Raw genomic sequence first — 26,184 nt, forward strand, 5'->3', positions numbered from 1 at the left:
ACAGTGCCCGAGAAATCCCGGCCACAGCAAAGAATATAATTTTATGTAGAAATATCAATAAGATATGGCGGAGAGGGAGGGATTCGAACCCCCGGTACGGTTGCCCGTACTCCGCATTTCGAGTGCGGCGCGATCGACCACTCTGCCACCTCTCCAAGCCCTCTCGCCTGTCGGGCAAGCCCGGCGAGGCCCCGCTGTGGTCGCTCTGGTGGAACGGGGAGGCCCCGCTGGATAATCGAACCCAGCCGCGTTGGCAAGCCTCCAAACCACCCCCCGCCGGCCGATCGGCAAAGCCTGAGGGATCACGTCCTCGACGGCTGATTTCCGGTGCCTTCACGCGATCCGGCCGGGCCACGATGCCGCCCACGGCATGTGCCGGACGGAGCGCGATCCCGCCTCGGCTGAGGCATCGAAGCCGCCTCCGCGGCATCAATCCCCGCGCCATCCCGAGAGGCGTCTCGGATGAGACCTTGACGTCAGGGTCGAAGTTGCGCAGCAAGGCGGTCAGCAACAGCGGCAGCGATCCAGAGCTGCCCCGATAACGAAGGATGCTCGCGATGACCTATTGCGTCGCGATGAGATTGGACCGCGGCCTCGTGTTCGCCGCCGACACGCGGACCAACGCCGGCGTCGACAACATTGCCCAGTACCGCAAGCTCCATTTCTGGCGCCAGCCGGGCGACCGCGTGATCGTTCTCCTTTCGGCCGGCAACCTCGCTGTCACGCAATCCGTCGTCAGCAATCTGAACGAGCAGCTCGCAGCCACGGAGGCGACGGGCGCAACGCTCTTTACCGTGCCGTCCATGTTCCGCGCCGCGCGTCTCGTCGGCGACGCGGTGCGCGATGTGCGCCGCATCGACGGCGACGCGCTCGAGATGACCAAGGCCGGGTTTTCCGCGTCCTTCATCCTCGGCGGCCAGATCGGCACCGAACGTCCCCGCCTCTATCAGATCTACTCGGAAGGCAACTTCATAGAGGCGACCGACGACACCCCGTTCCTTCAGATCGGCGAGCACAAGTACGGCAAGCCGATCCTCGACCGCGTCGCCCGGCCCGACATGAGACTCGGAGAGGCCGCCAAGCTGCTCCTGCTGTCGTTCGAATCGACGCTGCGCTCGAACCTCTCCGTCGGCATGCCGATCGACATCCTGCTCTACGAGCGCGACAGTCTCGATGTCCGGCGCGAGCGGCGCATCTCCCAGGATGACGAGTATTTCCGGGCGCTATCGCGGTCCTGGTCAGACGCCCTGCGCGCGGCGTTCCGCGACATCGAAGAGTTCAAGATCTGAGAGCGCTCCGGATCCCCGCCCGGCCGGACGGGCCGTTGCGGAAAGGCAGGCACGGCCCACCAGATTCGCAACACCGCTCCCCTCCCCGGCAGCGCGCACGAGCCTTTGGTAGCTTTCGCGGGCGGCCACGAACCGGCTCCAGTGAACGAGCGCCCCGTCGAGACAGGCGAACGTCCGCGCGAAGATCAGCGAGGATGCGATGAGACCTCCGGTGCTGAGCAGGCCCTCCACGGCCAGGAGAGCACCGAGCCCGAGCCCGGCCGACTGAAGGGTGAGCCGCACCCCCTTGCCGACGGCTTGAGCCGTGTGAGTGCGCACCGCGGTGTGCAACGTCGTCTCGTCATAGCGCCGCGAAAGGGTGTCCCAGGACCGGGTGGCACCTTGCGAGCGCGCGCGCCGTCCGGCTCCGGGCGGCCCGGCCTGGAGATCCCAGGCGAGCACATGCCGCAGATGGCGCGCCTCATGCAGGTGGCGTCCGGCGAGACGCACATGCCGCTCGCTCCACGCCGTTGCACTGGCGAGCACGAGCGCGCCGCCCACCGCGAACGCCCCGAGCACCGGGTGAACAAAGAACGCGGCCACAACGAAGGCCGGTAGCCACAAGAGATCGAACGCCACGCAAGGGCCGGCACCGATCAGAAAGCCGCGCACCCGCTCCGCATCGTTGAGCAGGGAAAGCGCGCGATCGCGACGCCCGGCCCCGAGTGCCGCCAGGAGACCGCGGTCGAGATGCTCGACGATGCGGAGGCCCGCCCGGCACACGATGCGCGCGCGGATCGCGTCCAGCCCCGCGAACGCCGCATGCAGGGCGACCATGAGGCCCGTCAACCCCGCCAGCGCCATCACGCTTCCGGACGGAAGGACCCGATCGTAGATCATGAGCATGTAAAAGGACGTCGAAAGTTGCAGCAGCGCGAGCAGCCCAGACAAAACGACGACGCGGAGGAAAAGCCCGCGTGGACGGCAAACCATCGGGAAAGTCATGGCCGTCACACCTTAAACGTGTAAATAACGTGATATACACGCCAAAGGATATACGTATGAGTGCTAACAAATCATCATCGCGTCGAGGTTTTCCCACCATCCGCGCGAGGTTGCCCTTGCGCAAAGATCCGGCTCGCCTTCGAATGTACACAGAAAACAAGCTTCGCCCGGACAGCCGCCGGCGACGTCGCTGAAGCCCCGCGCCAGGGAGGGCACGGCCGCATGACAGACCCGATCGATCTGGGCTCTTTTCTGGATCGCTGGGCCCAGGGGAACCCCAAGCGGGCCGACGTCGCCATCACCGTCGTTCGCATGTCGGAGGCGTGCAGCCGGATCGGCAGTCTCGTCGATCTCGGGCCTTTGGCCGGCGCGCTCGGGGCGGAGACCGGGCGCCAGAGCGGCGTCGACCCGCAAAAAGAGATCGATGTACTTGCCAACGACCTGATCGTGGCCTCCCTCAAGGAAGCACCCGTCGCAACCCTCGGCTCGGAAGAGCTGGAATGGGCGCTGCCGATCAACCCCGGCGCCCCGCTCGCCGTTGCCGTGGACCCGATCGACGGATCGTCGAACATCGACGCCAACATATCGATCGGCACCATCTTCACCGTCCTTCCCGCGCGCGCCAACGGCGTCGACACCTCGAGCTTTCTGCAGCCCGGGGAAGCTCAGCTCGCAGCCGGCTTCACCGTCTACGGACCCTTCACGTCTCTGGTCCTGACCGTCGGCGAGGGAACCCACATCTTCACCCTCGAGCGTTCGACGGGCCGGTTCCTTCTCGCCGTCCCCGCGGTCGAGATCCCGGCCACGACGCGCGAGTATGCGATCAACGCCTCGAACTACCGTCACTGGGACGATTCCATCCGCACCTACATCGACGACTGCATGCGCGGCTTCGATGGCCCGCGCGGCAAGAATTTCAACATGCGCTGGACCGCTTCGCCGGTGGCGGACATCTACCGCCTGCTGATCCGCGGCGGGATCTTTCTCTATCCGAGCGACCTGCGCGAGCACTACACCATGGGCCGCCTCCGCCTCGTCTACGAGGCCAATCCGCTGGCGTGGATCATCGAGCAGGCCGGAGGCGCCGCCACCAACGGACGCGAGCGCATCCTGGGCGTCCAACCATCCTCTCTTCACCAACGCACGCCTTTCATGGCCGGATCGAAGACGGAGGTGGAGTATCTTGTGCGCCTTCACCACGACCCGTATGGCGCCGGAGAGCGCTCGCCACTGTTCGGGCGCCGCGGATTATTCAGGACCTGATCCAAGCCGCTCGAGCCGAGTTGCATCCACCGCACCGAAACAACGAGAAACAAGACAACAAAAGAAGAAATGTCCGCCAAGCATCCCATCATTTCCGTCACGGGTTCCTCGGGCGCCGGCACGACCAGCGTGCGCCGCACCTTCGAGCAGATCTTCCGCCGCGAGAAGATCTCCGCCCTCTTCGTCGAGGGAGATGCTTTCCATCGCTACGATCGCAGTCAGATGGCCGCCGCCATGGCGGAAGCGGCCGCCGGCGGAAATCCCAATCTCAGTCATTTCGGCGAGGACGCCAACCTGCTCGAGGAGCTCGAGCTTCTGTTCAGGACCTACGGCGAGATCGGCACCGGCCGCTTCCGTCACTACGTGCACGACCACGTCGATGCCGAGACCTACGGCGCTCCGCCCGGCACGTTCACGCCGTGGGAAGAGATCCCCTACGGCACCGACCTCATGATCTACGAGGGCCTGCACGGCGCCGCGGTCACAGGCAAGGTCAACATCGCCCGCCATGCGGACCTGCGCATCGGCGTCGTCCCCGTCATCAACCTCGAATGGATTCAGAAGATCCATCGCGACAAGAAGACCCGCGGCTACTCCTCCGAGGCGATCACCGACGTCATCCTGCACCGCATGCCGGAGTACGTGAAATACATCTGCCCGCAGTTCACCGAGACCGACATCAACTTCCAGCGCATCCCGACCGTCGACACGTCGAACCCGTTCATCGCCCGCTGGATTCCGACGCCCGAAGAATCCATGGTCGTCATCCGCTTCAAGAACCCGCGCGGCATCGATTTCTCCTACCTGCTGTCGATGATCAACGACAGCTTCATGTCGCGCGCCAACTCGATCGTCATTCCGGGCGGAAGCCAGGACCTCGCCATGCAGCTGATCCTGACACCGATGATCCTGCAGCTCATCGAGCGCAAGCGCCGCACGTTCTTCTGAGGCGACGGCGCACACGTGTCGCGCGGATGTCCTATTTGCGTCGCATCCTGTGCCTGACCTGACCGGAGAGCTGCTGCGAACCCTGCGAGGGCACCATGTCCGAAACCTGGTCCACCCACGAGGTCCTGAACCAACCGACGCCGTTCGAGAACGTGAACCTGTTCACGTCCGACACGATCCTCAGGGATGTGCTGGCGCGCGAGGGCGGCAGCGATGCCTTGGCGGAGCTTGAGACATTTGGCGCGCTGTGCGGCAGCGCGGAAAGCCTGGAATGGGGACGCCTCGCCAACGAGTGTCCGCCCGCGCTCAAGTCCCACGACGCCCAAGGCCGTCGCGCGGACGGTGTTGACTATCACCCCGCCTACCATGCCTGCATGACGGCCAGCATGCACGCGGGATTGCATTCCGCCGCCTGGGAGCATCTCGCAGAGCCCGGCGCGGAGAGGCGCGGAGGCGCCTGCGTCGCCCGGGCCGCCGGTCTCTACATGGCGGCGCAGATGGAGCCCGGCCATTGCTGCCCGCTCACCATGACCAACGCGGCCGTGCCCCTGCTGCTCAAACGGCCCGATCTCGCCAGGGATTGGCTGCCGAAGGTCCTCTCCCGCACCTACGACCCGACGTTCGCGCCCAGGGAGGCCAAGTCGTCCGTCACCTTCGGCATGGGCATGACGGAGAAGCAGGGTGGCACCGATGTGCGATCGAACACCACGCGAGCCGTGCCGGGTGGACCGGAGGGTAGCCACGTGCTGACGGGACACAAGTGGTTTCTCTCGGCCCCCATGTCGGATGCTTTCTTCGTGCTGGCGCAGGCGCCGGGCGGCCTCTCCTGTTTCTTCCTGCCCCGCTTTCTACCCGACGGATCGGTCAACTCCATCCACCTGCAGCGGCTCAAGAGCAAGCTCGGAAACCGCGCCAATGCGTCCTCCGAGGTCGAGTTCCCCGGCGCCTGTGCGTGGCTCGTGGGCGAGGAAGGCCGCGGCGTTGCGACCATCATCGATATGGTGACATGGACGCGCCTCGACTGCGCCGTCTCCTCGGCCGGCCTTATGCGCTCGGCGCTCGCCCACGCCATCCACCACTGCGAGGGCCGCCGCGTCTTCGGCAAGCCGCTCATCGGGCACCCGCTGATGCGTCATGTCCTCGCCGATCTCGCCCTCGACGTTGAAGCCGCGACCAAGCTCGCATTCCGTCTCGCGCACGCGTTCGACGGCCGCGATGCACTGTCCGGCGCATGGCGCCGCCTGATGACTCCCGTCACAAAATACTGGGTGTGCAAAATCGCATCCAGAGCCGTTTGCGAGGCCATGGAATGCCTGGGCGGCAACGGCTACACGGAGGCATTCCCGCTGGCGCGCCTCTACCGCGAAGCGCCCGTCAACGCCATCTGGGAGGGCTCGGGAAACGTCATGGCGCTCGACGTGACGCGGGTCCTCGCACGCGAGCCGGACAACACCGGCCTTGTCATGGACGCTCTCGCCAAGACCGCCGCCTGCGACGCCCGCCTCTCCGCCGCCCACAGCCGCGTCGAGGCCTTGCGGGGGGATGCCTCAACGCGTGAGGCACGCGCCCGCGAGCTGACCGAGCAGCTCGCTCTTCTGGCTGCAGGCGCGCTCCTGTACGAAACCGCGCCCGCCGAGGTCGCCGATGCCTTCATCCGCACGCGTCTCGCCGGACCGCTACGGCAAACCTACGGGCAAGGCATCGAGGACGCGGAAACGGAGACGATCCTCGCGCGTGCTTCGCCACAGACTTAGATTTCCCCGGGAAGAGTGAAGTGGAAGCGATCGGAAGATTGATTCCAGGTGCAAATGCGAGGCGCCGCCGCCGACTTAACCTCACGCCGTCTCTAAAGAAATCTCACGATTCCGCCGCCTCTGAACCCCACGGCCCGCGAGGGGAGCCTATGCGGCCCGCGCGCCAACCGACGGGCGACGCTTTGCGGGCTGACGCCCGGCGCCGACTGCAAGTAGTGTCGCCCGCAAACCTCCTTTTGAAGAGCCGATTGCAGCCGTGCCCAGCCTCGACGTAGTTGTAAAAGAAATCGCCGACGAGATGCGCCGGCGGACGGAGCGGGGCGAGGTCGCCTCCTACATCCCCGAGCTCGCCCGCGTGGACCCGGCCGCATTCGGGATCGCGGTGATCGACGCCACAGGCAACATCGCTGTGGCAGGCGACAGCGAGACGCCGTTCTCGATCCAGAGCATCTCCAAGGTCTTTACGCTGACGCTCGCCCTGGGCAAGGTGGGCGACCGCCTGTGGCGGCGCGTCGGCCGCGAGCCGTCCGGCAGCTCCTTCAACTCCATCGTGCAGCTCGAGCGGGAATGCGGCATCCCGCGCAATCCCTTCATCAACGCCGGCGCCATCGCCGTGACGGACCTGATCCTCTCCGGGCATCAGCCGCGCGAAGCCTTGGGCGAGATCCTGCGCTTCATGCAGTTCCTCGCCGACGATCCGACCATCACCATCGACAAGGCGGTGGCCGCCTCGGAGCAGCGCACGGGCTTCCGCAACGCAGCCCTCGCCAACTACATGAAATCCTACGGCGTGATCGAAAATCCGGTGGAGTTCACGCTCGGCGTCTACTTCCACCACTGTGCCATCGCCATGACGTGCCGCCAGCTCGCCATGGCCGGCCGCTTCCTCGTCCACGCGGGCCTCAATCCGTCGACCGGCGCGCGCGTGGTCTCCTCCGAGCGCGCGCGGCGCATCAACGCCATCATGCTGACCTGCGGCCACTACGACGGGTCGGGCGAGTTCGCCTACCGCGTCGGACTTCCCGGCAAGAGCGGGGTCGGCGGCGGCATTCTGGCCATCGCCCCGGAACGGGCCTCGATCGCCGTATGGTCACCGGGATTGGACGCGGCCGGCAATTCGCACTTGGGCCGGGCCGCGCTCGAAGCGCTGACCAAGCGGATGGGCTGGTCCATTTTCGGAGCCTGACGAGACGGCACCGCCCCTTACTCCCCGATGTCGGGCTCGACGAGCAGCGCGAGCTGGGCAAGGGATTGCTGCCAGCCGAGATAGCAGGCGTCGACCGGGATCGCGGCGGGCACGCCGGTCTGCTCGATGTCGATCTCCGTTCCGACCGAGACGGCCTTTAGGGCGACCGTCACCTGCATGACGCCGGGCAGGGCCGGATCGTCGAAGCTGTCGGTGTAGCGGATGCGCGCGTGCGGGACGAGCTCGAGATACGTGCCGCCGAACGAATGGCTGTTTGCCGTCGTGAAGTTTTTGAACGACATCCGGAACGTCCCGCCCACCTTCGGCTCCAGGAGATGGACCGTGCACGTGAAGCCGTTGGGCGGCAGCCACTTGGCGAGTGCATCCGCTTCGAGGAACGCCCGGTAGACCTTCTCGGGGCGGGCGGCGAGCACGCGGTGCAGACGGACGGCGTTTCCGTGCGCGGCGCTCTTCGATACCTGTTCCTGGGACATGGGCCATGCTCCTTTCTCGATTTCGAACGGGGGCCCGGGCGTGGCGGTTCCACCCTCTGCCAGGAAGACGTTGGCTCCGCGCCGGATCCGACACGCAACGGAAGCTATCCTCGCCCGCTTGGCCTCGGTCTACGCTGTCGGCATCCTGCTCATCCGGGGACTGGCGCGAGCTGGGCGGTCATGCCGGAGGCATGCTTTCAGCATGACGAGATGGGAGCTGCGCCTCCCCTTAAGACTGGTATCCATCAGCTAGTGTGATGATCGAGAAATTCGCCCTATCAAGCGGCGTGCTCCCGAGCGAATTTCTCGATCTGAATCACACTGGCAAGTCCATGTTTCTAATGTCCCTTAATGGTTCCGAAGTTCGCTATGGGACCTAGCCGCAAACTCAAGCGAACTTCGGAATCGGGACACTAGGCCGGAAGCGCACGAGACGGACGGTGGTCTTGATGGGGCTCCGGAAAACGCGAAGCGGCTGGGATGGCCGTCAGCGGTCTCGTGCCGGTGGAGGTTGCGTCGTTGCGAAAATTGCGCGGTGACGTGAGCAGCGGTGGGGCGGCGAGGCCGCATCCCTCCTAATCCTACGGCCTCGCCGCCCCGCTTCCCGGGACCTACGAGCCGATAAAGTCATCCAAACCCCGCAAATCGTTGCGCGGGGGGCGATCCCGTTTGCCCGCGCGCCATCTGCCCCCAGGTCTTGCCCCGGGAACCCTTGCCCGGCCACGCCGCGCCGTGTAGGGCAGAGGCTCGAAACCCGAACGCGAGGCGGACATCCGATGCCCCGGCCCCTCATCATCGCGCCTTCGATCCTGTCGGCGGACTTCGCGAAACTCGGCGCGGAGGTTGCCGCTGTCGACGCCGCGGGCGCGGACTGGATCCACCTCGACGTGATGGACGGGCATTTCGTCCCCAACATTACCTTCGGCCCGCCGGTCATCTCCGCCATCCGCGCGAGCTCGAAGAAGACCTTCGATTGCCACCTGATGATTGCCCCTGCCGATCCGTACATCGAAGCTTTCGCCAAATCGGGCGCCGAGATCATCACCGTGCATGCGGAAGCGGGCCCCCATCTCGACCGCTCGCTGCAGGCGATCCGCGCCGCCGGATGCCGCGCCGGCGTCTCGCTCAATCCGGGCACCCATGAAAGCGCCCTCGCGCACGTCCTCGACCGCCTCGATCTCGTCCTCTTGATGACGGTCAATCCGGGCTTCGGCGGCCAGGCGTTCATTCCAGCGCAGCTCGACAAGATCCGCCGCGTGAGCGAGATGATCGGCGACCGGCCGATCGACCTCGAGGTCGACGGAGGCGTGACGCCGGAGACGGCGGGCCTCGTGGCCGCGGCCGGTGCCAACGTCCTCGTCGCCGGATCGGCGGTTTTCAAGGGCGGCACCCGCGAGAGCTACGCTGCCAATATCGCCGCCATCCGCAGGGCGGCCGAGAGCGCCCGCGCCGCCAAGCCGGCAGCGTAGGCCGGACGTCCCCAAGCGCCAGATAGCGAGGCTCCATGTTTCCACTCTCGCACATGCTGAAGTCCTTCGTCCGCCTGGGCACGCTCAAGGTGATCGACGCCGAAAGCCGCGTGCACGTTTTCGGCGGCCGCCAGCCCGGCCCCGACGTCACCATGCGCCTCACCGATCCCACGCTCTACCGCTCGCTCTTCTTCAACCCCGAGCTAGCCGCGGGTGAAGCCTACATGGACGGGCGCATGAGCTTCGAGGACTCGACGCTGCGCGACTTCCTGACCCTGTTCTCGGTCAACCGTCTCTCCCTCGGCTCCTATCCGCTGCAAAAGGCGCTCCGCACCGTCTCGCGCGGCATGAAGCGCTTCCAGCAGGCCAACCCCGTCGGCAAGGCGCAGAAGAACGTTTCCCATCACTACGACATCGGCAACGACTTCTACGGCCTCTTCCTCGACCGCGGCATGCAATATTCCTGCGCCTACTTCACGAGCGACGACGACACGCTCGAGCAAGCCCAGCAGAACAAGCTGCGCCTCATCGCCGCCAAGCTTGATCTGAAGCCCGGCCAGAAGGTTCTCGACATCGGCTGCGGCTGGGGCGACATGGCGCTCTATCTCGCCCGCATGGCGGACGTGAAGGTGCTCGGCGTCACGCTCTCCAAGGAGCAGTGCAAGCTCGCCAACGAGAAGGCGAAAGCGCTCGGCCTCACCGACCGTGTCCGCTTCGAGCTGCGCGACTACCGCGACTTGACGGAGCGCTTCGACCGCATCGTCTCGGTGGGCATGTTCGAGCACGTCGGCGTGCACCATTACGGCGAGTTCTTCGCCAAGGTGAACGCGCTCCTTTCCGACACCGGCGTCATGCTCCTGCACTCGATCGGCCACATGAGCCCGCCGGGCACCGCGAGTCCGTGGCTCAGGAAGTACATCTTCCCCGGCGCCTACTCGCCCGCGCTGTCGGAGGTGTTCACCGCCGTCGAGCAGAACTCGCTGTGGGTGACGGACCTCGAGTTCCTGCGCCTCCACTATGCGAAGACGCTGGCCCACTGGGACAGCCGCTTCCAGGCCAACCGCGCCAAGGTCGCCGAGATGTACGACGAACGCTTCTGCCGTATGTGGGAGTTTTATCTCATCAGCGCCGAGATGATGTTCCGCACCGGCAGCCAGCTCGTCTTCCACATGCAGTTGGCCAAGACGCGCGACGCGGTCCCGATCGTGCGCGACTACATCACCGACACCCAGCGCGCCTATGCCGAGCTGGAAGCCAACCGCGGTATCGGCCCCGCTTAGAGTCTTTCCGTTTCAGGTGGAAACAGCGGCTCAGTATGCGGAACCGCGTCTGGACTCCGGTGACCTCCAGTTTGGACTGCCGTCCCACACCTAAAACGTCATCCCGGCGAAGGCCGGGATCCAGACACGCTGATTGCTCGCAAGGCCATATTTCCACCAAGTCGGAAAGACTCCAGAGTCTTTCCGAGGTCTAATCCTTCGGCAGCGGCGGCGCGGGCGGCACACCGTCCCTCTCGCAGTGGTAGGCGGGCTTCGCAACCTTGCTCCACACCTCGGACGAACCGAACATCGGCAGCAGCACGTAACCGCGCACCTCGATCTGCGTCGGGCTCAACACCTTGGCGTAGCCCTTGAAGCTCATGCCGAGATCGGGGACGTAGACGTCGCCGCCCCCCCAGGTGCCGTCCGGCTGCTTGGTGAAGCCCGAGATGACGCGCAGCCCGCACACCTTGCGGTTCTGCAGCGCCGCGTCGGAGTTGCGGTAGTCCTTGAGCGGCTTGCGGTCGGGGCCGTAGGGCAGCCGAAGCCACACCACCTTCGCGCACATCTCTTTGCCGCAAGGCTGCACCTCGAGCACCACCTCGCCGTGCGAATCCATCCAGAAGCCATCGAGCTCCGTCGCCCCGACCGACGTGCCGGACGCAAGCCCGGCCCCGAGAAGCCCGAGCAGAACCGCAAAGCGTCGCATGAGATCATCCCCGCAAGCTGACGACCCGCCCTCCGCGCCGCCCGACCTCGATATCAGCCAGCAGCATGGTGTTGTAAAGGCGGTGCGTCGCAACACTTCATATTCGCCGACGCGGCGTGCTAGACCAGCATGACTTCAGGCCCTGTCAGCCTGACGTGTGGAAAATCGGTCTCATCAAAGAGATAGAGCGTGATCCCGATTCGATCAAAAATGATCGCGTTCTAAGCCCGCCACGATGAGCGAGCCCTGCCCGCAAACCTTACGGAAATTCACGCCCGCGCTTCCGATCGACGCGGCGCTCAGCCCCCTCGCCGACGCGCTTGCGGGGGCCCCATCGGCCGTCCTCGTCGCTCCGCCCGGGGCCGGCAAGACGACGCGCGTCCCCCTGGCCCTTCTCGACGCGCCCTGGCGCAAGGACCGCAAGATCCTCCTCCTGGAGCCCCGCCGGCTCGCGGCCCGCGGCGCGGCGCGGCGCATGGCGGAGACCCTCGGCGAGGAGGTCGGCGAAACCGTCGGCCTGCGCGCGCGCCTCGAGACGCGCGTCTCCAAGGCGACGCGCATCGAGGTCCTGACCGAGGGCGTCTTCACGCGCATGATCCTCGACGACCCAGCGCTCGAAGGGATCGGCGCCGTGCTGTTCGACGAATTCCACGAGCGCTCGCTCGATGTCGACCTCGGCCTTGCCCTAGCCCTCGATACGCAACGGAGCCTTCGCGGCGATCTCCGCCTCCTCGTCATGTCGGCGACGCTCGCCGCCGAAGCGGTGGCGGACCTCCTCGGCGGCGCGCCCGTGATCGCGAGCGAGGGGCGGAGCTTCCCCGTCGAGACCCGCTATCTCGGCAGGAGCTCCACCCAGCGCATCGAGGATCGGATGGCCGACGCCATCCAGCGCGCGCTCGGCGCCGAGCCCGGCTCCATCCTGGCGTTTCTTCCCGGCCAGGGCGAGATCCGCCGCACCGAGGAGCGCCTGCGCGATCGCCTCGATCGGGACGCCGCGATCATCGCCCCGCTCTACGGCGCGCTCGACCGCCGCGCGCAGGACGCGGCTATCGCAAAAGCGCCCCCCGGCACGCGCAAGGTCGTGCTCGCGACCTCCATCGCCGAGACCTCGCTGACGATAGAAGGCGTGCGCGTCGTCATCGACTGCGGCACCTCCCGCGTGCCGCGCTTCGATCCGGACGTCGGCGTCACGCGGCTCGCGACCGTCCGCGTCTCGCGCGCATCCGCCGACCAGCGCCGCGGTCGCGCCGGGCGCACGGAGCCCGGCGTCTGCTATCGCCTCTGGGATGAGGCCGAAACCGCAAGCCTCCCGGCCTTCAGCGAGCCCGAGATCCGGTCCGCCGACCTGGCGCCTCTCGTGCTCGATTGCGCCGAATGGGGCGTCACCGATCCGCGCACGCTGGCCTGGCTCGATCCGCCGACGCCGGCCGCACTCGAAGCCGCCCGCGACGAGCTCCACGCTCTGGGCGCGCTCGACGCCGGAGGGCGCCTGACGGACGCCGGCCGCCGCCTGCGCGCGCTGCCCCTGCCGCCGCGCCTCGCCGCCATGCTGATCGAAGCCGCGAGCACGGGCGCCGAAGCCGAGGCCGCTGAGATCGCCGCCGTGCTCGTCGAGCGGGGCCTCGGCGGCAACGATACCTCTCTCGATCACCGTCTCGAAGCCTTCCGCCGCGACCGGTCCCGCCGCGCGACCGACATGCGCCGCCTCGCCGCCGGCTGGGTCCGCACGGCCCGTTCGACATCCCCCACGTCTCCCTCCCCACACGAGGGCGGGGAAGCGTCGCCGCCGTCCGCGGCCGCACTCCTCGCGCTCGCCTATCCGGAGCGCATCGCCAAAGCCCGCGGCGCGCGCGGCCAGTACCTGCTCGCCAACGGACGCGGCGCCAGCCTCGACCCGGGCGATGCGCTCGCCCGCGCCCCGTTCCTCGTCGTCGCCGAAATGCAGGGCACGGCGGCGGCCACGCGCATCGTACTCGCCGCCGAGACCAGCGAAGCCGAGATCCTCCGCATCGCCGGCCATCGCATCGCCAAGCACGACGAGCTGACGTTCGACCGGGAAAGCGCGAGCGTGCGCGCCCGCCGCGTGCGCCGTCTCGATGCCATCGAGCTCGCGAGCGAACCGCGTCCGGCCGAGCCGGGCCCGGAGACGGAGAGCGCCCTCGCCGGCGGTCTCGCGTCCCTCGGCACCGGCAAGCTGCCGTGGAGCAAATCGCAGCTCCAGCTCCGCGACCGCGTGGCCTTTCTGCGCGCCGCGGGCGGCGCCGAGTGGCCGGATCTCTCCGATACGGCTTTGACAGCCGCTCTTTCCGATTGGCTCGGACCCTATCTCACCGGAAAGACGCGCCTCGCCGACCTCACCGCCGACGACCTGGGTCAGGCCCTCCACGGCTGCCTCCCCTGGGCTTTGAAGCGCCGCCTCGACGAGGAGGCGCCGACCCATTTCGAGGCGCCGACCGGCCACCGGCATGCGATCGATTACGAAGGCGCCGGCGCACCCGCGCTTCACGTCCGCGTTCAGGAGCTATTCGGCCTGAAGACGCATCCGTCGATCGCCGGCGGGCGGCTGCCGCTCACGTTGCATCTGCTGTCGCCGGCGCACCGGCCGATCCAGATCACGCGCGATCTGCCAGGGTTCTGGGCCGGATCGTGGGCAGCCGTGAAAGCCGAGATGAAAGGCCGCTATCCGCGCCACCCCTGGCCGGACGATCCGGCGGACGCCGCACCCACCGCCCGCGCCAAGCCGCGCGGGTCGTGATTAAGGGTCCCGGGGACGGATCCCCTATTTGCCTGCTGCCGCCGCCCGGCGCTGCGCAACTTCGGCCGCGGAGACCTCGCCTTCCTCGATCAGCGCGTTGACGCAGCTCGGGGTGAGCTTCGCGCCCGCCTTGCGCATGCAGGCCCGGAGCTCGGGCGTGCCGAGCCGGTGCGTATGGCAGTTGTCCATGTAATCGTTGGCGCAGAACTTCCGCACCTTTTGCCCGTAGGCGGCCGCGCTCGCGGGCGCGAGAAGCCAGGCGGCAACAACGATGACAGCCGAAGACACACGTAACATTGCAGTCTCCTCACTAGTCCCTCGCCCTCGGCGTCCCATGGGGGCGCCGTCTCGAGGAACCGGGGGAAAAGTCCCCGATACAATGCGGTATCCCGCTTTCCGTCTCCTTCAAAGGGAACGCGGACAACATAGTGAATTGGATGGACAAAACAAAACGAGGCGAATTGTTCCAGGGTCTTAACGCCGCTGGCTCGGCGAGTGTGGCCCTCAAGCCCAAGCCAGGTCCGGCGGCGGCTGCTATAAGCCAGCCTAGCGGCGAGTCGGCCGGGCCTCGAGCAGCCGGCGGGTTCGCCTGATGCGACGCTTCGAGGGGAGACGCAGCCATGGCACTGAAAGCACCCGGCATCCTGACCTACATGGTGTCGGTCATCCTGACGGTGCTCGCGCTCGTCACGTATTTCTTCGGCGCGTCGATTCCATTGATTACGGGTCAGGAATTCTGGGTGCTCGTCATCGCGCAGGCCATCCTGATCTTTGGCTGCGTCATGCGGGGTCTCTGAGGCATGCTCGGCAACCCGGAGGCCGAGGGGGTCGTCCGTGTCCGCCATGCCCAAAAACGCGACATGACTGATGCTGCGGCAGGACCCTGCGCGGATCTGTCGCGCGGCGTTCCAGGCTCTGGATATCGCGCACGGGATTGCGCAGAGTGATAAGCATGATGATGCAAAGATTTCAGTCTGGTCCCATGGCAGAACGCATGCGCCGATCGGTTCGAGAGATCGCCGTGGCCGTTGCGTTGACGCTGGCCGCGCTTGTGTTCGTCCTGTCCGCGCTGCGCGGCCCGGACAACGAGACGGCATCCATCGCCACGCCCGAGCAAGGCATCGTCAATACGCCCAACTGAATGTGACGCCGGGTCTGGCATCGAACATCGCGGAGCCCCTACGATTGAGGCTTACGCGCCGTCGCATCACCCGAGAGGGCGGATCGGCATCGCCTTGACCAGCCCCCGCACCGAGTTCCCCACATAAACGGCATCGGCCCGGGCGAGATCGTCCGACATGAGAACGGCCTCCTCCGCCCGGCCACTCGCGAGCAGCATGCCGCGCAGCACCCCCGGCAAGAGGCCGCTCGACAGCGGTGGCGTCAGAAGCTTGCCGCCCTTTTCGATGAACACGTTGGTCCGGCTCCCCTCGGCCACCTCACCGCGCTCGTTGAGATAGAGCACCTCGTCGGCCGCGAGCGTCTCCGCATAGTGCTGCCACTCGCGATCATAGAGCTCGCGCCGGGTCGTTTTGTGGAACAGGAACGCGTTGGTGCTGTCGAGGCGCGTGTCCGAGATTACGTAGCGCATGACCGAGCCCGGCGCCTGGGCCGGCTGCTCGGCTACCGTGACGGTCACGCTGCCGTCCTCCGCAAGCAGGAGCCGCACGCGGAGCCGCTCGTCCGTCCGGCCGGCCACGGCAGCGGAGAGCGCAGCCTGCACCCGCGCTTCGTCGTATGCGTACCCGAAGTAGGCCGCCGACGCCGCGAGGCGCCTCAGATGCCCGTCGAGCAGCCAGAACCCGGTCCCCGGCTCATGGAGCAGCGTTTCGATCAGCTCGAAGCTCTTCGGCGGATCGGTGAGGAACTTCATCTTGAGCAGACACTCGGCGTACTCCTTGGCGCACACCGAATCGTAAACGACGCCGGAGCCGATCCCCATCTCGCCCCGCCCGTCGCGGAAGATCACCGGCGTCCGGATGGCGACGTTGAACAGCGCCGTTCCCTCGGGCGAGATGCAGCCGATCGCCCCGCAATAGACGCCGCGCGGCTCGGTCTCGTAGTCACGGATGAGCTCCATGGCGCGAATCTTGGGGGCGCCGATCACCGATCCCGGCGGAAAGATCGCGCGCATGAGGTCGGCGAGGCCGACGCCGTCCTTGAGTGTCGCGCGTACGCCCGACGTCATCTGGTGCAGCGTGCGGAACGTCTCGACCGTGAACAGGTCCGTGACGCTGACGCTGCCCACCTCCGCGATGCGGCCGAGGTCGTTGCGCATCAGGTCGACGATCATCAGGTTCTCGGCCCGCTGCTTGACGTCGCTTGAAAGCACGCGCCGCGCATCCGCGTCCGCTTCCGGTGTCCCGGCCCGCGGCGCGGTGCCTTTCATGGGTCGGGTCTCGACGACGCGATCCTGCTTGGCGATGAAGAGCTCCGGGCTCGCCGAGAGCACCGTCACCTCGCCCGTATCGACGATGCCTGCATAGGCCACGCGCTGGCGCTGGCGCATGTCGCGATAGAACGTCAGCGGCGAGCCCTCGAGGCGGAAGCGCGCCTTGAACGTGAGATTGAGCTGATAGATGTCGCCGGCCCGGATCTTGTCCTGCACGGCCGAGAAGCGCGCCTCGTACTCGGCCTGGCTCCAGGCCGTGGTGACGGACGCGAATTGATAAGAGCCGCTGCGCGTGTGGGTCGCGAGCCATTGATCGACCTCGCGCTCGCTCATCTCGCGCGGCGCGCGATAGAGCCCGAACCACATGAGGGGCACGTTCCGCCGTTCCGGCAAGAGGTCGCGGATCTTCGGCTCGAGCACGTAGCCGAGCTCGTAGGCGAAGAAGCCGGCCGCATGGTGTCCGGCGCCGGTCCCGGCTTCGAGACGGGCGAGCGCGCCGGGCACCTCCTCCGGCGTCCAGGCACAGATGACGTCCAGCGGCTCCGAGAAGAGCAGCGTCGGCGCCCCACGCCCCGTGCTGTTGTCGAGCAGAACGAACGTTTCATCGAGTCCGGCCGCCACATGTTTAGTCTGGGCTTGCTCGGCTCGTTTCGGGTCGGCTGCGGTCATGCGTTGGGGATCTCGCGTGGGCAGAGAGAAAGAGGACGGGGTGTTCGACACCGACCTTATACGAGAGTTCTCGGCCGATGGGGCGTGCCGGCATACAAAAACACCCGCGCGCGCCATCGCGCGTGAGGAATCGAAGCCGATGCCGGCCGCCGTGCGGGAGTGGGCTTCACAAAGCCGAAAATCGTGCTATAGACCTCGCCGAGCCGCCCCGGCGGCTCCTTTCGAACGGGCCCGGTCCGGCAAGGACGAGGCGGCCCAGATCAGCCCCAAGACCACACGGGTGGCCGGATCGTTCGAGACGACAGGACAAGGCCCATGAGGCCAGGTCAGGTCGGTATATGTGTCGGTATCGCGGGGTGGAGCAGCCCGGTAGCTCGTCAGGCTCATAACCTGAAGGTCATAGGTTCAAATCCTATCCCCGCAACCAACGACGCCAAAGTGCCCTCGGGCTACATCAACGAAGCAAGATGTCCCGGATGGCTGGGGGCCAGCCGCGGCCCCGAGGCGTTATGCGGACCTCCATGGCCAGTTCGCGAACGTAGTCTGCAGTCCAGACCGATCAATCCACGCGGCAAGTTGCGGGACGTCCCAAGAGTGAAACGGCCCGAAACCGGGCCGTTTTTTTGCGTGTTCTAGCTTTAGACGCTTTGCTCTTGGAGAGGCCGTTGCTCGAGAGAGACGGCGCGAGGCACCGAGAGCCAGTACGCCAGCAGGAAGCCGCTGATTCCGCCGACGAGCTTCCCTGCCATGACCACGGGGATCAGGTTCGGCTGGAAGTTTGCGGTGAACGCGAGATGATCACCGAACATGAAGGCGCCGCAAACCGCGAAGGCAATGCAGAGAACTTTCTCCTTCGGCGCCATTCCCTTGATGAGATGGAACATCGCGAGGACGTTCGCGGCGGCCGCAAGAAGGCCAGCCGCGCCTTTCGCATCGACCCCGATCCGCCGACCGAACACTTCCATCGGTCTGCCAAGGTATTTGTTGATCAGGTAGACCATCGGGAAAGCGCCAGCGAGCATGATTCCGATGTAGCCCGCGATTTCGAGGGCACGGAATTGATCCTTCTCATCAGCGATGATGGGATCGAAGCCCCAGGCACCGAAGACGGTCGTGAACACGCCCGTAAAATATTCGACGATCGAGAACACCAGGATCAGCCGCAACGCTGCGGTGAGGAGCCAGCCAAACCACAGGAAGCCCGCGATCATGCGGTCGGGGAAGAGCCGGAGACCGAGCGCCAGAACAACGCAGACCGCGACCAGCGGAACGAGGTTCGCGAAGATCGTCGAAGCCGAAAGCGACAAAGCCGTCGTCGCCTCGGCATTGGTGGAGATCTCGCCTCGGACCAGCGGCTCGAAACCGGAAATCAGCAGGCTCGAAACCAACACGCCGATCGGAATACTCAGGAGGCCCGCCATGGCGCCAAGCGCCAGGTACGGATGATCCTGGCGCTCCAGCATCGACAACCCAACCGGGATCGAGAACACGATGGTGGCGCCGGCCATGTAGCCGACCATCATCGCCATGATCCAGCTTTCCGGCGTAGCCGCCAAGTCCTTGGCGAGCTGGTAGCCGCCCATATCGACGGCGATGATGGTCGTTGCGGCGATTGCGGGATCCGCGCCGACGCTTGCAAATAGCGGACCGAACGCGGCCGCGATGATCTTCGACAGGTAGGGGTTTGCAGCCATAATACCGGCCACAGGCACAAAAATCGGACCGATACTGTAGATGCCTTCTAGAAATTCCTTTCCGAGTCCCTTCTCTTGATCAAATGCCGAAGCAATGGCGCCAGCAACAGCGCAGGCCATGATTATGTAAATGACGAAATTACCTATCTGAGCCATATTTCCACTCCCGGTATGTTCGTTATTTTCGTCCATTTCCCCGCACAAATTTTTCTGCAGTGAAATGAGACGTCTTACATTCAAGCTCTTTTCTGCGAAACATTACGCTGAAGGCAACCGCAGCTCTCAGTTGTTCTGACGAATTGACCCTCCCCGATCGACGGCCGCCCAGCTCCTTGCTTGGCCTGGAGCTCTCCTTGAGTGACACAGTTAATTGGTCGATGTACAGTCTTCCAACGAGGGCAGGCCCGAATGCTTGGTCGTAAGCAGCAAGAGAAAGTCACGCTGGTCGGGCTCGATTTCGGGTCCACCACTTCCAGCATGCTCGCCGTGGAGGCGGACCTCGCAAACAACTGCGCGACCGGCCGTATGGAATTCCGCAGTGCAAAAGCCATCCACCGGCCGGAATCGATCTTCACGCCCTTTCGCGGCCAGAAGATCGACTTGGATGCGGTCCGCGCACAGGTCTCGACGTGGCTGAACCAGAGCAAAATCGACACAAATGAAATCTTCGCCGGCGGCGCCATCGTCACGGGCTTGGCCGCAGAGCGCGAAAACGCCGAATCCCTCACGTCACTGATCGTTGACCTCCTCGGTGAGGCCGTCGTCGCCACCGCGGACGATCCAAGGCTGGAATCCTGGCTGGCGTTCATGGGCGGAAGCGCGGCCCTGTCGCGAGCCTACCCTGAGCGAGCCTTTCTCAATCTCGACATCGGCGGGGGAACCACCAACCCCGCCCTCGGCATCAATGGAAACGTCCGGGAAACCGGTTGCCATTTCGTCGGAGCTCGGCACTTCGAGTTCGTCCCCGGCGGCTATGAGCTGCGCAGTGTCTCGCGCTTTGGCGCGGCCATCCTCGAGCATCTCGGACTGAAGATGGCGGTCGGGGGCAAACTCTGCGAAGGCGAAGTTCACAGCATCACGGGCTATTTCGTTCGCGCGCTCTGCGCCATCGCCGACGGTGACAGGACATTCTTCAACACCCCGGTCGGGCGCCTGATCGAGCAGTCCCCCTTTGAGAGCTCCCGCGCCGCGTCAGCAACTCTCACGTTCTCCGGCGGCGTTGGCGAACTGGTGTACGCCATTGCAGCCGGCAACCCCGTGCCGAACACCACGTTCTATGGAGACCTGGGCGTGGATCTCGCCTTGGCCATTCTGGCCCACCCACGGCTTTCGCGCGATGTACGCGACTATGTGCCGGAGCACCGGGGGCGCGCCACCGTTCAGGGCCTCACCCTCAACAACACTGAAATATCGGGTACGACACTGTTCCTCAGCGGCGGCGAAACGCTGCCTCTCCGGGATCTGCCCGTCGTTGCCACGCTCGCAGCGGACGCGGACGTGCCGGCTTTGCGCGATGCGCTCCGTCTTGCCGGCCGCTCACGGCGCGGCGCTTGCCTGCAGCTCATCTGGCCAACTTCACATCCCTCGTTCGAAGCCGTGAAGCGGCTCGGCACTGCCATGTCGTCGGCCCTGGACGAGGCAGATTTACCGCAGGACGCCTCGATCGTTATCCTGACCACGGCCAACGTCGGCAAGGCTCTCGGCAACTATGCCACCGCGTGGCGAACAACAGACCGCAAGCTTATGATTATTGATGAAATACCCGAGCGCAAGGCCCACTTCGTCAATTTGGGGCGGATGCGCAACGGCGTCGTGCCAGTTTCGTTTTATGGAATGAATTAGAGAATAATCAGCTACTTCAAAAAATGTGGGAGGAACGGGAGATGATTGAACTTAAGCCTCTGAGCGAAATACGCGTCCCCGCACCGAAGCCCGACGAGGTCTACGAAACGCGGCTCTTCGAGCGCACCTATTCGTTCAAGGGACTGAAGGCACTGCTCGGCGCTGCGGATTTCGAAAAATCCGGCGATCGCCTGTCTGGCTTGTGCGCCGAAGACGAAGTGAAGAGAGAAGCCGCGCGCGGGCTGCTCTCCAAGCTGACGCTCCAGCACCTTTACGATCGCCCCCTGACCGACGACGCGGGGCGCGTCGACAGCGTGATGAAGGTCAACTACGACATTGATCTCGAGGTGTTTGCTGAGCTCGCCGATAAAACGGTCGGCGAAGTCAAGGATGCAATTCTCAAGAGCAAGCCGGCCGCCGCGAAGCGGATCGGATCCGCACTGACCGGACCGATGGCGGCGGCAATCGCCAAGCTCATGGACGTGCATGAGCTGGTCTTTGCCGCGAAAAAACTGAAGCGGTCGGCCACGGCTCGCACGACTGTCGGGCTGCCTGGGACGCTCTCGTCACGCCTCCAGCCGAACCATCCCACCGACGACCTATCGACGGTCACGCTGCTGGTCTACACCGGCCTGAGCCTCGGCTCGGGGGATGCCCTGTTCGGGCTCAACCCTGCCATCGATACGGTCGACAATATCAGCGCCATCCTGCACCACCTCGACAAACTTCGGCGCCAGACCGGCGCGCCGACGCAGATCTGCGTTCTTTCACACATCAAGACGCAGCTCTCCTGCCTCGAGAACGGCGCGCCCGTCGAGATCATGTTCCAAAGCCTCGCCGGCACGGACCGCACATTGACCGAGGAATTCGACTGCACTGTCGATCTCATCGACACGGCTTATCGCACCATGGCGGAACGGGGGCCGTTGGCCCCCGACGCCAAGCAGTTCATGTACTTCGAGACCGGGCAAGGAAGCGAGGTCACTTACGGCAAGCACAACGGCATCGACATGACGACCACGGAAGCGCTCTGCTACGGACTGGCGCGCCGCTGGGATCCCTTCATGGTCAATAACGTCACCGGCTTCATCGGACCCGAAACACATCTCACCAACCACGAAATGATCCTGTCCAACCTTCAGGACCACTTCATGGGCAAGCTCATGGGCCTGCCGATGGGCATGGCACCTTGCTATACGCTCCACTCCCAGATCGTCATGGAAGGGCAGCAGATCGCCACGGAGCTCTTGACCGCAGCCGGCGCGAACTTCTTCATGGACGTCTATCTGAGCGTCGACCGCATGCTGGCCTACTTCGACACCTGTTCCCACGACGACCAGACCCTGCGGGAAATCCACGGCCTCGAGCCGGCGCCCGACTACACCAAATGGGCCATCGAACGCGGAATCTTCCAGCGCGACGAGGAAGGGAAGCTGGAACGCGGACCGAACTGGGGCAATCCCCGGATCTTCTGCAGCTCCGAGGTCGAGTTCCAGCGGCTCCGCGAAAGTCTGCCCGCGGCCTACGGTTGGGACAACGCGGGCCCGCGGCCGGCGAACGCCGTCTCTCGCGACATCAAGGCGAACTTGGCCGCCGCCCGCGAGGCCATCTACGCGGAAATCGCGCCCGAGCGTCTCGGTCATATCGAGTTCCGTCGTGTCGCGACCAAGGCATCGACCAAAGGCGATCATCTCAACAATCCGGATATCGGCTCGCGCCTGAACGATCAGGAGCTTCAGCTCCTCAATCCGGAAGACGTCGACGTTCAAGTGCTCATCTCGGACGGATTGAGCGCCGAAGCGGTGCATCACAACATCCCCGAGCTGTTGCCCGTTCTGATTGACGGTCTTACGCAGCAGAAGATCAGCGTCGGAAAGCCGATCCTCGCGCCGTATGGCCGCGTCAAGCTCGCCGAGGAGATCGGAGAACGGCTGAGGCCGAAGCTGGTGATCAATCTGATCGGCGAGCGCCCCGGCGGCGATGCCATGGCGTCCCGCAGCATGTCCGCATATCTCGCCTACAGGTTGGACGATGACGAGACCAAAGAGGCGGCGCGGGCCTTCAGCGGCAACGATGATATACGGTATGAATACACGGTGATCTCGAACATCTATCGGCAAGGCATGCCCCCGGTCGAGGCCGGCAGCTTGATCGCCGAGCGCGCCAAACAGATCCTTGCTCACCGCGCGGCAGGAAACCGTTTGGAGCGCGCGATGGTGCGCCGAGTCTCCTAGGACGATCGTGGATGCGGCCTCGCCTCCCCGTAAGACCGGGCCGCACCCTTACCCTTTTGGCCACATCAAACATCAACCGAGCCGCTGGCTCGGCGAGATAAGACACGCGAGGGGCGACATGGCCGGACGCTTGGCGGGGAAGGTTGCCCTCATTTCGGGAGGCGCGACGGGCATGGGTGGCGCGTCGTCGCTCTTGTTTGCGTCCGAAGGCGCAAAAGTCGGGGTTGTCGACAAGAACGAGGACGCCGGCCGCGCCATCGTTGAGCAAATCAAGTCTGCAGGCGGCAAGGCGGTCTTCGCGAAAGCGGACGTGTCGCAGCCGAACGAGGTCGACGCCGCGGTGCACGCGGTCTCGCGCGAGTTCGGAACGATCACCGTGCTGTTCAACCATGCTGGCACCATCATCGTGAAGCCGTTCCTCGAATGCTCGCTCGACGAATGGAACTGGCTGATGAGCGTCAACGTCACCAGCATGTTCCTCATGACCCAGGCCGTCCTTCCTGGCATGATCGACGCTGGCGGCGGGGCGATCGTGTGCACCTCGTCGATTTCCGCGGTCGCGGCAACGCCCTCCGAGGTGCTCTACAACGCGAGCAAGGGCGCCTGCCATATGTTCGCGCAGTCGATCGCCGTGGAGTTTCGCGATCGCAAGATCCGCTGCAATACGGTTTGTCCGGGTTTCGTCGCGACTCCTCACGGTTTGCGGGAAGTCAAGGAACTCTCGGCGCTCGGTGTCGATGTGTCCGACGCCGCGATCGCCACTCAACAGGGTCGGCTCTGCGAGCCCGACGAAGTTGCGCGGGCCGCGCTCTTCTTGGCCAGCGACGAGGCGAGCTTCATCAATGGCGCGCACCTGTTCGTCGACAATTGCTTCACCGCGGTTTGACGCTGTGGCGTAGGTGGTCCTGCAGCCGATACGCTCCCATCCATAATCCAGGGCGCCACATCCAAGGCGCCACCGGACCCGGCTCGTCCGGCAAGCTCCTCACCTCGACAACGGCTTCGATGCCGCGAAGGGCGGACGCCGCTCTATCCGGCGAGCACCGCGCCGCCGCAGCGCAGCCCATTGACCTCGACGTCGACCTCGCCGCGGCTGCCGCCGACCGCCTCCAGCAACGATTCCACCACCGGATCGAGCGCCGCGACGACCGGCGACAGGAGCGACAGCACCAACACCTTGATCGCCGAGACGTTGAGCCCGAGCCCCGCGACGTTGGCGTTGAGCCGTGCGGTCTGCAACAGGCTGGACACCAGCGACGACAGGTGATCGCGGACCTTGGCCGTCTTAATCACATGCGTGTCGATGTCACCTTGCGAAAAGCTGAGCTCCGTCGCGGCCACGTTCGTCATCTGCGCGAAGGCGCTTGCCGACACGGAGATCAGCGGCGCCTGCACGACGGACGCGTCGGACACGGGAACGCTCGTCCCGAACGACGACAGGCCGCCGGCAGTCACGTCGCCGATCCAGGCTTTGACCGCCGCAGGCCGCGCCTCGATCACCGCCTCCCGGTTTGCAGCCTCAGCGCCTGTGCAGGTGAGCGCCTTGAGCCGGGCCTCGGCCGCGGCAACCTCGATGTAGATCGGCAGTCGGACACGCGCGCCGGCCAGCACGCCCGTCCCTCCGACCTCCGCGACCAGCCGCAACCGCGTCTGCGCCGTCTCGAGCGTTGCACCGGGTTGGCCGACCGTAACCCAGCCGGAGCGCTGCATGCGCTCTCCGACGGCGAGATCGAGCTTGAGGCTGAGCAACCCAGGGATCGCGCCGCCGAGATTGACGGCGACCTGGTTTCCGCCATTGGCGGCGGACGCAAGAGCCGAAATGAGCGACATCACGCCGACATCGGCCCCGAGGCCCGCATTCGGCTGCCCGATTTGCGCATTGGCGAGCGGCCCTAGGTCGACCAGCGTATCGAGCGAGACCGTAGCATTCGCCGTGACCTCTGAGAGAAGCGTCGAAACGACCTCTGCCGCCCGGTTCTCTCCATCGGCCCTGGCAGCCTCGACGACGGCGCGCAGCACCGCTCCGACGGCGACCTCGCCGCTCAACAGCTCGCCGTAGGTGCCCGCCGTGACGCCGGTCTCCACGGCGAGCTCGGACAGAAAGCGCGCGATCGAAACGTTGGCATCGAAAAGAGCCTGGTAATCCATGGCCGAGAGGGAAACGTTACCGCCAAGCAACGATCCGAAGAGCGCATTGACCGCTCCACCGTTGAGCTGAGCGAGCCGGCTGCCGATGGAGAACGTCGCCTGCGCATCCGCTGCACCGAGGGCCGAGACGGCGATCTGAGGTTCCGCCATGAACGATTTTGCGAAATGGAGCTGGCCACCGGTCGCTACGTCGAGGCGCACCGCGTTGAAGGGGGTCTTGCCCGGCGCGAACCGCTCGCTCGGAGCGAGGGCCGCATCACCCTCATATCGGCCCTTGGTCACCGCGAGCGAGACGTCGCCGAAGCCGTTGGCGGTGAGCGTCGCACGCGCGGCCTGCTCGGCGCGGTCGAGATCGCTCGCAGCGGCCAGCGCCGCCAGGTCCGCGGCCCCTTGCGCCGTCCGCCGCTCGAGATAGAGCGACCCGACATCGACCGCAAGCGCGCAGAGGACGATGGAAACCCCGAGAAACAGGGCCATCAGCACCGCAACCGATCCCTCCCGGGCCGAGCGCGCGCGCAAGAGCAGTGAACGGCATGTCATGTTCGACCTCTCAATATCCGCCGCGCGTGATGATCGCCGTGCGCTCGATGGTCTTCTGCGGCAGAGGCACGAGGCCCGAGAGCACCCAGATCGGCAGGTCCTCGGAGTTGAAGGCGACCGTCACCTCGAATTGCGAGCCGTCCGCGGCCAGCGCGCCGGCCAGAACGGTGATGCGATCCGGCCGCAGAAGCGGGTAGCCGCTCGCGCTCGAAGCGACATGGCGCGTCGCGATCGAGACCCGTTCGCTGTCGTCGAGCCCGGCGACGGACGCGCGCGCCGCATCGGCAGCGATCTGCTGCACGGAGTGGGCGGCGGCAAAATAAATACCGTAGGCGAGAAGCCCGCAGAGGAAGATAAGCGCCACCGGAAACACCAGCGCGAACTCGACCGCCGCCGCACCGGCGGCGTCCTCAGCAATGCGGGGAGCAATTCGATCCGGACATCCCATGGCCAATCTCTCTCTGTGGAAGCTGGCCGAAGCGTAGGCGCGCACCGTGAATACGAGCGTAAAAAATGGCGCGTCACAGCGCGCCATTTCTCGGAACGATTATTATG

At 65.4% G+C, this 26,184-nt stretch carries 21 protein-coding genes and 2 tRNA genes; 14 read left to right on the forward strand and 9 right to left on the reverse strand.

Annotation, left to right across the window (positions count from 1 at the left end):
* Nucleotides 1-65: 65 nt before the first annotated feature.
* Nucleotides 66-155, reverse strand: a tRNA-Ser gene (locus tag V7082_RS04095).
* A gap of 402 nt (nucleotides 156-557) precedes the next feature.
* Here V7082_RS04095 and V7082_RS04100 point away from each other — a divergent pair.
* Nucleotides 558-1,289, forward strand: coding sequence for a proteasome-type protease (locus tag V7082_RS04100; RefSeq protein WP_334146348.1), 732 nt, complete (start codon nucleotides 558-560; stop codon nucleotides 1,287-1,289).
* Here the strand turns inward: V7082_RS04100 and V7082_RS04105 are convergent.
* Nucleotides 1,239-2,273, reverse strand: coding sequence for a hypothetical protein (locus V7082_RS04105; protein ID WP_334146349.1), 1,035 nt, complete (start codon nucleotides 2,271-2,273; stop codon nucleotides 1,239-1,241). The genes V7082_RS04100 and V7082_RS04105 overlap by 51 nt on opposite strands.
* A gap of 222 nt (nucleotides 2,274-2,495) precedes the next feature.
* On the opposite strand from V7082_RS04105, the gene V7082_RS04110 reads away from it, so the two are divergent.
* The 4 genes from V7082_RS04110 (at nucleotide 2,496) to V7082_RS04125 (ending at nucleotide 7,424) form a co-directional block, all read left to right on the forward strand.
* Nucleotides 2,496-3,536 (forward strand): class 1 fructose-bisphosphatase, encoded by a 1,041-nt coding sequence (locus V7082_RS04110; RefSeq protein ID WP_334146350.1) that lies wholly within the window; start codon nucleotides 2,496-2,498, stop codon nucleotides 3,534-3,536.
* 69 nt (nucleotides 3,537-3,605) lie between these two features.
* Entirely contained in the window at nucleotides 3,606-4,484 is an 879-nt protein-coding gene (locus V7082_RS04115; protein ID WP_334146351.1) for a phosphoribulokinase, read from the forward strand.
* 95 nt (nucleotides 4,485-4,579) lie between these two features.
* Nucleotides 4,580-6,238, forward strand: a complete 1,659-nt coding sequence (locus V7082_RS04120; RefSeq protein WP_334146352.1) for an isovaleryl-CoA dehydrogenase — start codon at nucleotides 4,580-4,582, stop codon at nucleotides 6,236-6,238.
* Between the two features lie 256 nt (nucleotides 6,239-6,494).
* A complete protein-coding gene (locus V7082_RS04125) occupies nucleotides 6,495-7,424 on the forward strand; it encodes a glutaminase (protein ID WP_334146353.1) in 930 nt (309 codons plus the stop codon).
* Between the two features lie 17 nt (nucleotides 7,425-7,441).
* Here the strand turns inward: V7082_RS04125 and V7082_RS04130 are convergent, their stop codons facing one another.
* Complete coding sequence (locus V7082_RS04130) at nucleotides 7,442-7,918, reverse strand: SRPBCC family protein (RefSeq protein ID WP_334146354.1); 477 nt, start codon at nucleotides 7,916-7,918, stop codon at nucleotides 7,442-7,444.
* Nucleotides 7,919-8,694: 776 nt separating this feature from the next.
* Here V7082_RS04130 and rpe point away from each other — a divergent pair.
* Together rpe and V7082_RS04140 are read left to right on the forward strand one after the other, a co-directional pair.
* Nucleotides 8,695-9,387, forward strand: a complete 693-nt coding sequence (gene rpe, locus V7082_RS04135) for a ribulose-phosphate 3-epimerase (RefSeq protein WP_334146355.1) — start codon at nucleotides 8,695-8,697, stop codon at nucleotides 9,385-9,387.
* Nucleotides 9,388-9,422: 35 nt separating this feature from the next.
* Complete coding sequence (locus tag V7082_RS04140) at nucleotides 9,423-10,667, forward strand: cyclopropane-fatty-acyl-phospholipid synthase family protein (RefSeq protein WP_334146356.1); 1,245 nt, start codon at nucleotides 9,423-9,425, stop codon at nucleotides 10,665-10,667.
* Nucleotides 10,668-10,857: 190 nt separating this feature from the next.
* Here the strand turns inward: V7082_RS04140 and V7082_RS04145 are convergent, their stop codons facing one another.
* Complete coding sequence (locus tag V7082_RS04145) at nucleotides 10,858-11,355, reverse strand: DUF2147 domain-containing protein (RefSeq protein WP_334146357.1); 498 nt, start codon at nucleotides 11,353-11,355, stop codon at nucleotides 10,858-10,860.
* 235 nt (nucleotides 11,356-11,590) lie between these two features.
* On the opposite strand from V7082_RS04145, the gene hrpB reads away from it, so the two are divergent.
* Nucleotides 11,591-14,110, forward strand: coding sequence for an ATP-dependent helicase HrpB (hrpB, locus tag V7082_RS04150; RefSeq protein ID WP_334146358.1), 2,520 nt, complete (start codon nucleotides 11,591-11,593; stop codon nucleotides 14,108-14,110).
* A 24-nt stretch (nucleotides 14,111-14,134) separates the two neighbouring features.
* Here hrpB and V7082_RS04155 read toward each other — a convergent pair whose 3' ends face one another.
* A complete protein-coding gene (locus tag V7082_RS04155; RefSeq protein ID WP_334146359.1) occupies nucleotides 14,135-14,407 on the reverse strand; it encodes a hypothetical protein in 273 nt (90 codons plus the stop codon).
* 323 nt (nucleotides 14,408-14,730) lie between these two features.
* Between V7082_RS04155 and V7082_RS04160 the strand changes: the two genes are divergently transcribed.
* Both V7082_RS04160 and V7082_RS04165 read left to right on the forward strand, forming a co-directional pair.
* The gene (locus V7082_RS04160) at nucleotides 14,731-14,907 is read left to right on the forward strand and encodes a hypothetical protein (protein ID WP_334146360.1); all 177 of its coding nucleotides are present in this window, start codon (nucleotides 14,731-14,733) and stop codon (nucleotides 14,905-14,907) included.
* Between the two features lie 197 nt (nucleotides 14,908-15,104).
* Nucleotides 15,105-15,251, forward strand: a complete 147-nt coding sequence (locus V7082_RS04165; RefSeq protein ID WP_334146361.1) for a hypothetical protein — start codon at nucleotides 15,105-15,107, stop codon at nucleotides 15,249-15,251.
* 66 nt (nucleotides 15,252-15,317) lie between these two features.
* On the opposite strand, the gene pabB is transcribed toward V7082_RS04165, so the two are convergent.
* The gene (gene pabB / locus V7082_RS04170) at nucleotides 15,318-17,171 is read right to left on the reverse strand and encodes an aminodeoxychorismate synthase component I (RefSeq protein ID WP_334146362.1); all 1,854 of its coding nucleotides are present in this window, start codon (nucleotides 17,169-17,171) and stop codon (nucleotides 15,318-15,320) included.
* Nucleotides 17,172-17,521: 350 nt separating this feature from the next.
* On the opposite strand from pabB, the gene V7082_RS04175 reads away from it, so the two are divergent.
* A tRNA-Met gene (locus tag V7082_RS04175) sits at nucleotides 17,522-17,598 on the forward strand.
* Between the two features lie 211 nt (nucleotides 17,599-17,809).
* On the opposite strand, the gene eutH is transcribed toward V7082_RS04175, so the two are convergent.
* Entirely contained in the window at nucleotides 17,810-19,057 is a 1,248-nt protein-coding gene (eutH, locus tag V7082_RS04180; protein ID WP_334146363.1) for an ethanolamine utilization protein EutH, read from the reverse strand.
* A gap of 216 nt (nucleotides 19,058-19,273) precedes the next feature.
* Here eutH and V7082_RS04185 point away from each other — a divergent pair, with 216 nt between their 5' ends.
* The 3 genes from V7082_RS04185 to V7082_RS04195 all read left to right on the forward strand — a co-directional run bounded on the left by V7082_RS04185 (nucleotide 19,274) and on the right by V7082_RS04195 (nucleotide 23,827).
* On the forward strand, nucleotides 19,274-20,707 hold the full coding sequence (locus tag V7082_RS04185) for an ethanolamine ammonia-lyase reactivating factor EutA (protein WP_334146364.1): 1,434 nt from the start codon (nucleotides 19,274-19,276) through the stop codon (nucleotides 20,705-20,707).
* 41 nt (nucleotides 20,708-20,748) lie between these two features.
* Complete coding sequence (locus V7082_RS04190) at nucleotides 20,749-22,941, forward strand: ethanolamine ammonia-lyase (protein WP_334146365.1); 2,193 nt, start codon at nucleotides 20,749-20,751, stop codon at nucleotides 22,939-22,941.
* A gap of 118 nt (nucleotides 22,942-23,059) precedes the next feature.
* On the forward strand, nucleotides 23,060-23,827 hold the full coding sequence (locus tag V7082_RS04195; RefSeq protein ID WP_334146366.1) for an SDR family NAD(P)-dependent oxidoreductase: 768 nt from the start codon (nucleotides 23,060-23,062) through the stop codon (nucleotides 23,825-23,827).
* A 143-nt stretch (nucleotides 23,828-23,970) separates the two neighbouring features.
* Here the strand turns inward: V7082_RS04195 and V7082_RS04200 are convergent, their stop codons facing one another.
* Together V7082_RS04200 and V7082_RS04205 are read right to left on the reverse strand one after the other, a co-directional pair.
* Entirely contained in the window at nucleotides 23,971-25,629 is a 1,659-nt protein-coding gene (locus V7082_RS04200) for a pilus assembly protein TadG-related protein (protein ID WP_334146367.1), read from the reverse strand.
* A 10-nt stretch (nucleotides 25,630-25,639) separates the two neighbouring features.
* Complete coding sequence (locus V7082_RS04205; protein WP_334146368.1) at nucleotides 25,640-26,077, reverse strand: TadE family protein; 438 nt, start codon at nucleotides 26,075-26,077, stop codon at nucleotides 25,640-25,642.
* Nucleotides 26,078-26,184 lie beyond the last annotated feature (107 nt).

It is taken from the genome of Hyphomicrobium sp. (assembly GCF_036833075.1).
GTDB lineage: Bacteria > Pseudomonadota > Alphaproteobacteria > Rhizobiales > Hyphomicrobiaceae > Hyphomicrobium_C.